8 protein-coding genes are annotated in these 8,918 nt (G+C 68.6%); 2 read left to right on the plus strand and 6 right to left on the minus strand.

Going from position 1 to position 8,918, the window contains the following annotated elements:
• Positions 1-32: 32 nt before the first annotated feature.
• Complete coding sequence (locus ACFWMR_RS32615) at positions 33-743, plus strand: FadR/GntR family transcriptional regulator (protein WP_093938180.1); 711 nt, start codon at positions 33-35, stop codon at positions 741-743.
• Between the two features lie 105 nt (positions 744-848).
• Here ACFWMR_RS32615 and ACFWMR_RS32620 read toward each other — a convergent pair whose 3' ends face one another.
• From ACFWMR_RS32620 to ACFWMR_RS32645, 6 genes are read right to left on the minus strand one after another with little or no spacing between them, the layout of a single operon-like run.
• The gene (locus ACFWMR_RS32620; RefSeq protein ID WP_378381146.1) at positions 849-1,865 is read right to left on the minus strand and encodes an ABC transporter permease; all 1,017 of its coding nucleotides are present in this window, start codon (positions 1,863-1,865) and stop codon (positions 849-851) included.
• Entirely contained in the window at positions 1,862-3,382 is a 1,521-nt protein-coding gene (locus ACFWMR_RS32625; RefSeq protein WP_378381147.1) for a sugar ABC transporter ATP-binding protein, read from the minus strand. Before ACFWMR_RS32625 ends, ACFWMR_RS32620 begins: the two co-directional genes overlap by 4 nt.
• Positions 3,379-4,416 carry a sugar ABC transporter substrate-binding protein gene (locus ACFWMR_RS32630; protein WP_378381148.1) on the minus strand — a complete coding sequence of 346 codons (1,038 nt, stop codon included), beginning with the start codon at positions 4,414-4,416 and terminating at the stop codon, positions 3,379-3,381. Before ACFWMR_RS32630 ends, ACFWMR_RS32625 begins: the two co-directional genes overlap by 4 nt.
• A gap of 27 nt (positions 4,417-4,443) precedes the next feature.
• Positions 4,444-5,202: an SDR family NAD(P)-dependent oxidoreductase gene (locus ACFWMR_RS32635; RefSeq protein ID WP_378381149.1), complete on the minus strand. Its 759-nt coding sequence runs from the start codon at positions 5,200-5,202 to the stop codon at positions 4,444-4,446.
• Entirely contained in the window at positions 5,195-6,499 is a 1,305-nt protein-coding gene (locus tag ACFWMR_RS32640) for an enolase C-terminal domain-like protein (RefSeq protein WP_093938258.1), read from the minus strand. Before ACFWMR_RS32640 ends, ACFWMR_RS32635 begins: the two co-directional genes overlap by 8 nt.
• Positions 6,499-7,359, minus strand: a complete 861-nt coding sequence (locus ACFWMR_RS32645) for a fumarylacetoacetate hydrolase family protein (RefSeq protein ID WP_378381150.1) — start codon at positions 7,357-7,359, stop codon at positions 6,499-6,501. The genes ACFWMR_RS32640 and ACFWMR_RS32645 overlap by 1 nt, the downstream gene beginning before the upstream one ends.
• A gap of 230 nt (positions 7,360-7,589) precedes the next feature.
• On the opposite strand from ACFWMR_RS32645, the gene ACFWMR_RS32650 reads away from it, so the two are divergent.
• Positions 7,590-8,855 (plus strand): Bcr/CflA family multidrug efflux MFS transporter, encoded by a 1,266-nt coding sequence (locus ACFWMR_RS32650; RefSeq protein WP_093938174.1) that lies wholly within the window; start codon positions 7,590-7,592, stop codon positions 8,853-8,855.
• The last annotated feature ends 63 nt before the right edge of the window (positions 8,856-8,918 follow it).

Genomic DNA, 8,918 nt, shown 5'->3' on the forward strand with positions numbered 1-8,918 from the left:
ACATCCGAGGTCTTCGGGGAGGGCGGTGGAACATGCCGGTCACCGATGTCGCGATCGACAAGATCAAGGACATGATCATCTCCGGCGAGCTTGCTCCGGGCGACAGGCTGCCGAAAGAGGCCGAACTGGCCCAGCGGCTCGGCCTGTCCCGCAGTTCGCTGCGCGAAGCGGTGAAGGCGCTGTGCCTGATCCGCGTGCTCGACGTCCGCCAGGGCGACGGAACGTACGTCACCAGCCTCGAACCGAATCTCCTCCTCGACGCGATGACGTTCGTGGTGGACTTCCACCGCGACGACACGGTGCTCGACTTCCTCGCCGTCCGCCGGATCCTCGAACCGGCGGCGACGGCGATGGCCGCGATGCACATGAGCGACGAGGACATCGCGGAACTAGGCCGCCTGCTCGACGAGCTGGCCGATTCGCCGACGGTGGAGGCACTGGTCGCCAACGACCTGCAATTCCACCGCAAGATCGCCGACGGTTCCGGCAATCCGGTGCTGTGCTCGCTGCTGGACAGCCTGTCCGGCCCCACCGCGCGCGCCCGCATCTGGCGCGGGCTCACCCAGGAGGGCGCGGTCGCCAAGACCCGCGAGCAGCACACGGCCATCTACGAAGCCATCGCCGCCCGCGAACCCGAACTCGCGCGTTCTTGGGCCACCGTGCACGTCGCGGGGGTGGAGCAATGGCTCCGCAACGCTTTGGGCACGGCGGACGATCCCACCGCGGCCGCCGAACTTTCCTGACACCGCACTCTCCATCTGTCCTCGAAACGCCTTCCGGCCGTGCAATGAAGGGGCCTTTCATCGCAAAATTTGCAATGAAAGGCCCCTTCATTGCAGTCCTGGCGCCTACGTCTGGGCCTTCCCGCTCGCGTAGCGGGAGATGATCAACGCGACCAGGATGATCACGCCGTAGATCGCCTTCAGCCACTCGGGCGGCACCTGCGCGACCTGCAGCAGGTTGGTGACCGTCTGCAGGAGGAGCACCCCGGTGAGCGCCCCGACCAGCGTGCCCTTCCCACCGTCCAGTGAGACACCGCCGATCACCGCAGCGGCGAACACCTGAAGGATGAGCCCGTCGCCCTGATCCGCGCCGAGCGCGCCGACGTAACCCGTGTACGCGAGCCCGCCGAGCGCGGCCAGCACCCCGGCCACGACGAAGACGCCCCACGAGATCCGGTCGACGCGGATACCGGCGGCCCGCGCGGCTTCCCGATTGCCGCCGATGGCGTACAGCGATCGGCCGATCCGGTGATACCGCAGCCCCAGCCCGAAAGCGGTGAACAGCGCCGCGGCCAGCCACACCGACATCGGCAGCCCGATGAACGTCGTCGTCGCCAGCGCGGTGAACACGTCCAGCTGGTCGAACAGCGTCTTCCCCTGGGTCGACCCGATCTGCGTGCCGCGCAGCACGGTCAGCATCGCCAGCGTGACGATGAAGGCGTTCAGCTTCAGTTTGACGATCAGGAACCCGTTCACGAAACCGATCGCGGCGCCGGCCACCAGCACCGCGAGGACGCCCGCGAAACCGGGGATCTCGGTACCGAAGCCCGAAGACGCCACCGGGATGACCAGCATCGCGCCGAGCGCGGGCGCCATCCCCATGGTGGATTCCAGCGAGAGGTCGAACTTCCCGGTCAGCAGCACGAGCGATTCGCCCAGCACCACCATCGACAGCGCCGCCGAGGCCGACAGGATCCCGACGATGCTGCCGAAGGTCAGGAACGTGTCACTGATCAGTCCTCCGATGATCAGCACCACGACGAGCGCCGGCACGAGCGCGAGTTCGCGCAGCCAGCGGAACTTCCGGCGGCGAGGCGGGGCCGCGAACGACGAAGTCTTCGGGTCGGTCATCAACTCGGTCACCGTTCGACTCCTTCGATGTCGGCCACGAGGTCTCCGTCGGACCAGCCCGCGCGGTGTTCGGCGACCACGGCGCCCGCCCGCAGCACCAGCACCCGGTCGCTGAGGCGGAGATCGTCCAGTTCGTCGCTGACGATCAGCACCGCCTTGCCTTCCGCCCGCACCCGGTCGACGACCGCGAGCAGCGCCTCCTTCGATTTCACGTCCACGCCCGCGGTCGGGTTGATCAGCACGACCAGGCGCGGATCCCCGGCCAGCGCGCGGGCCAGGACGACCTTCTGCTGGTTGCCGCCGGAAAGGTCGGACACCGGCTGATCGGCGTCGGCCGCGACGATGTCGTAGTCCCGCAAAGCCTTCGTCGCTTTCGAATACCGCGTACCCGGTGACGCGAGGCCACCCTTGCCCAAGCGGTCCAAAATGGACAGTGTGGCGTTGTCCGCGATGGAGTGCTCCAGTACCAGGCCTTCATGGTGCCGGTCCCTCGGGACACAGCCGATCCCGGCGCGGATCGCGGCCGGGATGTCACCCGGCTTCAGCGGCTTCCCGTCGACCCGGACGGTGCCGGAGACCGGCGAACGCAGGCCGTACACGGTTTCGGCGACCTGGTGCTTGCCGCTGGCGTTGCTGCCCGCGAGCCCGATCACCTCGCCGCGATGGATCCGGAACGTCACGTCCTCGAAGCCGTCGCCGGTAAGCCCGTCGACGGTCAGCACCTCGCCGGCGTCCGGTGCCAGCGCCTCACGCGCCGAGGCGTCGCGGACGGAAAGCCCGCCCTGCTCGCCGGTCATCGCGTCGATCAGCCCGGCGCGGCCGACCTCCGAGACCGGCGCTGTCAGGATGTGCCTGGCGTCGCGCAGCACGGTGACCGCCTGGCACACCTCGTACACCTCGTGGAGGTGATGCGAGATGAACAGGAACGTCACCCCGTTCGCCTGCATCTGGCGCATCCGCGTGAAAAGCCGCTCGATCGCCTGGCTGTCCAGCTGCGCCGTCGGCTCGTCGAGCACGATGAACCGGGCGCCGTACGAAAGCGCCCTGGCGATCTCGACGAACTGCCGGTCCTCGACCGAAAGCTCGCCCGCCGGGGTGTCGACGTCGACACCCACGTCCCAGGAGTCGAGCAGTTCCCTGGCCTGGCGGCGCAACCGCTGCCAGCCGATCGCGAAGCCTTTGCCGGATTGGCGATTGAGGAACAGGTTCTCCGCGACGGTCAGCTGCGGGACGACCATCGCGTGCTGATAGACACAGGCGACCGCGCGTTTCCAGTCGTCCTGTCTGGACAAGGGCGGCGCCGGGACACCGCCGAACTCGACGGATCCGGTGTCCGTTTTGGACAGTCCGGTGAGAATCGAGACCAGTGTCGACTTCCCGGCCCCGTTACGCCCGACGAGCGCGTGTGATTCGCCGGGGTTGACTGTGATGCTGACGTCGGACAGCGCCACGGTCGGGCCGTAGCGTTTGCCGACGCCCTGTGCGCTGACCACCGGCACGGCGGCGGACCCGGCGGGCAGCGCGCTCACAGGTTGTTCCCCCAGAGAGCTTTGTCGTCCACGTTGTCCTTGGTGACGACGGGCGCGGGAAGCTGGTCCTCCAGGATTCCCGGCCGGACCTCGACGATCGTGCTGCCGTGGTCGGTCGGCCCGGCCTTGAAGGTCTCCCCCGCCATCGCCTTCTTGATCCAGTACATGCCGTACTTGGCGTAGTCGTCGGCGGGCTGGGAGACGGTCGCGTCGAGTTCACCCGCGCGGATCGCGGCCAGTTCCTGCGGGATGCCGTCGTTGCTGACCAGCACGACGTGTTTCGGGTCGCCGACCGGGAAGTAGAGGTTCTTGCGTTTGAGCGCCTGCTGCGTCGGCGCCAGGTAGACGCCGCCCGCCTGCATGTACACGGCCTTGATGTCCGGGTTGGCGGTCAGCAGACTGTCCAAACCGGACGAGGCCTTGTCCGCCTTCCACTCGGCGGCGACCTCCAGAACCTGCACACCAGGGAACTTCGCCTTCATGCAGTCCCGGAACGCTTCGGAGCGGTCGCGGCCGTTGACCGAGGCGAGATCGCCCATGACCTGCACGACCTTGCCCGACGTGACCTTCGCGCCGATCGCCTCGCAGGCCTTGGTGCCGTACGCCTTGTTGTCCGCGCGCACCACCATCGCGACCTTGCCGCTCTCGGGCGCGACGTCGACGGCCACGACCGGGACACCCTTGTTCTCCGCGGCTTTGAGGCCCGCCACGACGGCGGCGGAGTCGAGAGGCGTCACGACGAGCCCCTTGACACCCTGGTTCAGCAAGGTGTTGACGTCGGTGATCTGCTTCGCCGAGTCGCTGTCGGCGTTGACCGTCGGCAGCGACTCGACGCCCTGTTCCTTCGCCTTCAGCGGTACGTAGTTGTTGTAGGCCTGCCAGAACGGCGAGGTCAGCAACGGGATCGTCGCGCCGACCTTGCCGCCACCGCCGGCACCCGGTTTCGGCGCGTTGTCCTTCGTGGATCCACAGGCCGACAGGGCCAGCCCGAGCGCGGTGGCCGCGGCGGCCACCTTGATCACCCTCGTACGCACCGCATCCTCCTTGATGACAGCCGGAACCTAGTGCTGGACCGGGCCGCGCGGACGCAGCCCGTACATACCTCCGTCGACAGCGAGCGCCGTGCCGGTGGTCGAAGCCGACAGCGGACTGGCGAGGTACACGATCGCGTTGGCCACCTCGGCCGCGGTCACCAGCCGTCCCATCGGCTGACGGGCGGCCAGCGCGGCCCGTTCGGCCTCCGGGTCGCCAGCGGAGTCGAGGAGCCTGCCGACCCACGGGGTGTCCGCGGTACCGGGGCAGACGCAGTTGACCCGGATCCGGTCGGCGAGGTGGTCGGTCGCCATCGCCAGGGTCAGCGAGAGCACCGCGCCCTTGCTGGCCGAGTACAGCGCGCGGTTGGGCAGGCCCGCCCACGCGGCGATCGAACAGGTGTTGACGATCGCGGCCGACGGCGAGTTCTTCAGATGCGGCAACGCCGCCCGCGCGAGCCTCACCATGCCGACGACGTTGATGTCGAGCACCCGGTGCCATTCGTCGTCGCTGTTGGAGGTGACGTCGCCTTGCGCGCCGATCCCCGCGTTGTTGACCAGGACGTCGAGCCTGCCGAAGCGTTCGGCGACCGCGTCGATCGCCGCGCGGACCTCGTCGTCGGAACCGACGTCGCAGCGGAACCCGGTGAGGCCTTCGGGGAGGTCCTCCGGTTTCAGGTCGAGAACCGCGACCGTCGCCCCGCGCGCGGCCAGCAGGTCCGCGGTGGCGCGGCCGATCCCGGAGGCGCCGCCGGTGACGGCCGCCACGAGGCCTTCGAACTCACTCACTGTCGATCTCCGTCCATTCCGGACCGTCGGGGAAGGTGAAGCGGCGCAGGGTCGCGTCGTGCATCCGGGCCGAGAAGCCCGGCGCGGAAGGCGCCAGGTAGCGGCCGCCGGTCACGACCGCCGGGTCGGTGAAGTGCTCGTGGAGGTGGTCGACCCATTCGATGGAGCGGTCGGCGTCGGAACCGGACACGGCCGCGAAGTCGAACATCGACAGGTGACGCACGAGCTCGCACAGCCCGACCCCACCGGCGTGCGGGCACACCGGGACGTCGAATTTGGCCGCCAGCAACAGGATCGCGAGGTTCTCGTTGAACCCGCCGACCCTCGCCGCGTCCAGCTGCAACACCGAGATCGCGCCGGCTTGCAGCAACTGCTTGAACACCACGCGGTTCTGGACGTGCTCACCGGTGGCGACGCGGATCGGGGCGAGCGCCTTGGCGATCGCGGCGTGCCCGAGCACGTCGTCCGGCGAGGTGGGTTCCTCGATCCAGTACGGGTCGTAGGGCGCCAGCTCGGTCATCCAGGCGATCGCCGACGAGACGTCCCAGCGCTGGTTCGCGTCGACGGCGACCCGGATGTCCGCGCCGACGGTCTCCCGGGCGATCTTCATCCGGCGGACGTCGTCTTCGAGATCGCCGCCGACCTTGAGCTTGATCATTTCGAAGCCGTCCGCGACCGCCTGTTCAGCGAGCCGGGCGAGTTTCGCGTCCGAGTACCCGAGCCAGCCGGGTGAAGTGCTGTACGCGCGGTATCCGTCGCGCTCGATCTTGGCGATCCGCTCGGCGCGGCCGGGCTCGGCGGCGCGGAGGATGTCGAGCGCCTCCTGCTCGGTCAGCGCGTCGGACAGGTAGCGGAAGTCGACGAGGGACACCAGTTCCTCGGGCGACATCCCGGCGGCGAACCGCCAGACCGGGAGCCCGGCGATACGCGCGGCGAGGTCCCACGCGGCGTTGACCACCGCGCCGATCGCCATGTGCGCGACACCCTTTTCCGGGCCCAGCCACCGCAGTTGCGAGTCACCGACCAGGGCCCTCGACAGCGCCCCGAGCGCCGCCGCGTCGGTCGGCACGTCCAGGCCGACGACGTGCGGCTCCAGCGCGCGGATCGCCGCGGCCTGGACGTCGTTGCCGCGGCCGATGGTGAAGGCGAGTCCGTAGCCGTCCGGGCCGCCGTCGGTGTGCAGCACGACGTACGCGGCCGAGTAGTCCGGGTCCGGGTTCATGGCGTCCGAACCGTCCAGCTCCCGCGAGGTGGGGAAGCGGACGTCGAGCACCTCCATGCCCACGATCTTCGCCATCACGCCTGCCTGACGTTCTGGCGCTGGCGGCCGAGGCCGTCGATCTCGAGCTCGATGACGTCACCTTCCCGCAGATACGGCTTGGGATCGGGCTGGCCGAGCGCGACGCCCTGCGGGGTACCGGTGTTGATGAGATCGCCAGGGCGAAGCACCATGAACCGACTCAGATAATGCACGATCTCGGCGACCGTGAAAATCATGTCCTTGGTCGACGAGTCCTGCCTCTTCTCGCCGTTGACCCACAGCCGCAGGCCGAGGTCCTGGGGATCGGGCACCTCGTCGGCGGTGACCAGCCACGGGCCGAGCGGGTTGAAGTTCTCGCACGACTTGCCCTTGTCCCAGGTGCCGCCGCGTTCGAGCTGGAACTCGCGCTCGGACACGTCGTTCGAGACCGTGTACCCGGCGACGCACTCGAGGGCTTCTTCGACGCTTTCGAGGTAGCGCGCGGTCTTGCCGATGACGACGCCGAGCTCGACCTCCCAGTCGGTCTTGGTCGAGCCACGCGGCACCAGCACGTCGTCTTCGGGGCCGACGACGACGTCGGGGGCCTTCATGAAGACGACCGGCTCGGTCGGGACCTCGGCGCCGGACTCTTCGGCGTGCTGCCGGTAGTTGAGGCCGATACAGACGACCTTGCCCGGCCGCGCGATCGGCGCGGCGGCCCTGGCACCCGCGAATTCGGGACCGGCTTCGGGCAGCTCACCGGCGGCCAGCGCGGCCGCGACCCTGGCGACACCGTCGCTCGCGAAGAAGCTGCCATCGATGTCGGAGGTCAGGCCGGAGAGGTCGCGCACCGTGCCATCCCCGGCACGTACGAACGGACGCTCACTTCCCGGCTCCCCGAGACGCAACAGCTGCACGGATTTTCCCTTCCGGCCGAACCGTCAACAATCAACGGCTCCAACAGCAACGAACAGACATCCGATGTATACCTGACGACCTTCGGCGAGATCTAGGGGTCACCGCGATTTGTGCCGAAAATTGATCGGATCAGTCTTGCGAAGTCCGGGTGGCAAGACTCACAGTGGGAATAGTTACCTACTCTAAGCAAGTTGTTCCTCGCGGAACCATGACTGGGGAAGGAACGAGCATGACCATCGCGCCCGAGCGAGTGGAAGAAACCGTCGCGCCACGACCGAGTACCACCGGCCGTGCCCGGTTCGTCCTGATCCTCGGCGGCCTGTCCGCCTTCGGGCCCCTGTCCATCGACATGTACCTGCCCGCGCTGCCGCAGATGGCGGGCGAACTGCGCGCGGCGGACGCCACCGTCCAGCTCACGCTGAGCGCGTTCATCATCGGGCTCGCCATCGGCCAGCTGATCCTCGGACCGCTGTCCGACGCGATCGGCCGCCGCAAACCGCTCGTGGCCGGGCTCGCGCTCTACATGGTCGGCTCGATCCTGTGCGCCATCGCCCCGACCGCCGAACTGCTCATCGCCGCCCGCGGTGTCCAGGCGTTCGGCGCCGCGGCGGGCATCGTGATCGCCAGGGCGACCGTGCGGGACCTCTACTCCGGCACCGCGATGACGAAGTTCTTCTCGCTGCTGATGCTGGTCAACGGGCTCGCCCCGATCCTGGCGCCGATCGTCGGCGGCCAGATCCTGAACTGGACCTCGTGGCGCGGCGTGTTCGTCTGCCTGACCGTGTTCGGCGCGATCCTGCTCGCCGTCGTCTTCTTCCTGCTGCCGGAACCCCTGCCCGAGGAACGCCGCACGCCGGCGCGCTTCGGTTCGGTGCTGCGGAAGTACGGGAGCCTGCTCCGCGACCGCGCTTTCCTCGGCTACGCGCTGGCCTCCGGGCTCATGTTCGGCAGCCTGTTCGCCTACATCTCCGGCTCGTCCTTCGCGCTCCAGGGCGTTTACGGGCTCAGCCCGCAGGCGTACAGCCTGGTGTTCGGGCTCAACGGCATCGGCATCGTGGCCGTCGGCCAGCTGAACGGGCGCATCGTCGGCCGGTTCCCGGAGCGGAAACTGCTGACCGTCGGCCTCGTCATCGCGGCGGTGGCCGGGTTCGGCGTGCTGGCCGCGACGGTGCTGGACCTCGGCCTGATCGGGCTGCTGATCCCGCTGTTCATCCTGGTGTCGAGCATCGGCATGGTGGCGCCGAACGCGAGTTCGCTGGCGCTGGCCGAGCAGGCCCGGTCCGCCGGTTCGGCGTCGGCGCTGCTGGGGGTGCTCCAGTTCGTCGTCGGCGGGCTGGCGACGCCGCTGGTCGGACTGGGCGGTCCGGGGACCGCGGTCCCGATGGGGATCGTGATGGCGGCCTTCGGCGTTCTCGCCCTGCTGGCTTTCGGGACCATGACGCGCTCTTCCGGTGCTTCGGTTGCTTCGGCGTCCCTGGTGGCTCAGGAGGCTTAGACCTCGCGCGTGTCATGATGGGTGGCCCAGGGGCCGGAAACAGACCCCCTAGGCCACACAATA

This window comes from Amycolatopsis thailandensis (genome assembly GCF_042723255.1).
GTDB lineage: Bacteria > Actinomycetota > Actinomycetes > Mycobacteriales > Pseudonocardiaceae > Amycolatopsis > Amycolatopsis thailandensis.